This window comes from Sandarakinorhabdus rubra, from assembly GCF_010994245.1.
Taxonomy (GTDB): Bacteria; Pseudomonadota; Alphaproteobacteria; order Sphingomonadales; family Sphingomonadaceae; genus Sandarakinorhabdus; species Sandarakinorhabdus rubra.
This window is the reverse complement of record NZ_WMHO01000343.1, coordinates 1-1,582: the sequence shown is the minus strand read 5'-3', so window position 1 is coordinate 1,582 and position 1,582 is coordinate 1. Positions and strand designations below refer to the sequence as shown.

At 71.4% G+C, this 1,582-nt stretch carries 2 protein-coding genes and 1 pseudogene; 1 reads left to right on the top strand and 2 read right to left on the bottom strand.

Annotated features, from left to right (window positions below; all coding sequences use genetic code 11):
• Positions 1-254, bottom strand: a pseudogene (locus GJV64_RS14260) (D-aminoacylase); the annotation flags it as partial.
• A gap of 135 nt (positions 255-389) precedes the next feature.
• On the opposite strand from GJV64_RS14260, the gene GJV64_RS14255 reads away from it, so the two are divergent.
• Positions 390-1,019, top strand: coding sequence for a PadR family transcriptional regulator (locus tag GJV64_RS14255; RefSeq protein WP_164158118.1), 630 nt, complete (start codon positions 390-392; stop codon positions 1,017-1,019).
• On the opposite strand, the gene GJV64_RS14250 is transcribed toward GJV64_RS14255, so the two are convergent.
• The coding region (locus GJV64_RS14250; RefSeq protein ID WP_205599650.1) for an L-threonylcarbamoyladenylate synthase at positions 1,016-1,582 on the bottom strand (567 nt) is incomplete at its 5' end. The genes GJV64_RS14255 and GJV64_RS14250 overlap by 4 nt on opposite strands.

Genomic DNA, 1,582 nt, shown 5'->3' with positions numbered 1-1,582 from the left:
AGCGATTCGTTGGCCCAGCTGAGCATGTTGATGAAGCCGGGCGCCACCGCGCGGCCCTTCGCGTCAAGGCGCCGGCCGGGCCCGGCCGGCGCCGCGCCGCGGCCCATGGCAAGGATGCGATCGCCTTCGAACGACAGCCAGCCGCGATAGGGCTCGCTGCCCGAGCCATCGACGATCAGGCCATTGTCGATGACGACCGGTTCGGCCGCCAGCGGCGCCCCCGCCAGCATCAGCGCGATCCCCAGTGCCCGCATGCGGCCTTCCCTTCTTTGCCCGATGCCAAGTCTAGGCAGCCCATGGCGCATGCCGCAAGCGTGGCCGCCGGCGCCCACCTGTATCGCTCTTGCAATACAGTCAGCAAAGATATATCTTGAACACATCAGACCTGTATGGAGTTGGCCCCGATGCCCTTCCGCTTCCACTTTGAATCGCCGCGCGGCTTTGGCCATCGCGGCGCCCGCTGGGCGGCCTTCGCCCGTGCCTTTTCCGACGAGTTCGGCGGCGGTTTCGGCGGCGACTGGGGACAGGCCGACCGGCCCCGCCCGCGTCCGCGCCGCTTCGGGGCCGAGGCGCTGCGCATCCTGCTGCTGCAGCTGCTGAAGGACGAACCGCGCCACGGTTACGAGCTGATCAAGGCCATCGAGGCGATGTCGGCCGGGCTCTATTCCCCGTCGCCGGGCATGATCTATCCCACCCTCACCCTGCTGGCCGATCAGGGCCTGATCGCCGAGCAGCCGGGTGAGGAGGGCCGCCGCCGCTATGCCATCACCGAGGCCGGGCTGGCCGCGCTTGAGGCCGCCAACGACCAGCTGAAGGACGTGCTGGCGCGGCTGGCCGAGCTGGCCGGCGCGGTGCGGGAAGACGAGACCCGGCCCTTGCGGCGCGCCTTCCGCAACCTGAAGGCCGCGGCCGGGCAGCGCATGGCCGCCGATGGTGACGCCAATGACTCCGGCCGCGAACTGGCCCTGAAGATCGCCGAGATCCTCGACGAGGCGGCGCAGCGGATCGAGCGGCTCTAAGGATCGCGGGGCGCGGCAGCGCGAACCAGCCGGTCGTTGATCGCCAGCCCCAGGCCGTGTGCGGGCACCGGCGCCACCGCGATGCCGGCTCGCCCCGACGCCTCGGCCAGGTGCAGCAGATCGAACAGCCGGGCGGCAGCTTCCGCGAGGTCGCCGTTGGGCGACAGCGAGACGTCGCCAGCCACCGGGCCGAAGCCGATGTGAAACTCGTCCGGGCCGGCCGTCAGCGCGTCCAGCCGCACGGGCTGGGCAGGGGCATAGTGCGATGCCAGCATGCCCGGCGCGATGATCCCCTCTCCCCTTGCGGGAGAGGGCGACTCGCCAACGGCGAGCGGGGTGAGGGGTGTGCCCGCCACCGCCACAATATCCTCCACCGCCACCGCGCCCGGCCGCAACAGCCGCCAGCCGTCGGGCTCCACCGCGACGATGGTCGATTCCACCCCGGCGGCGCACGGCCCGGCATCGATGACCGGCACATCGGCCAGCGACGCCAGCACATGCTCGGCGCGCGTCGGCGAAATCCGGCCCGAGGCATTTGCCGATGGCGCGGCGAGCGGGCCCAC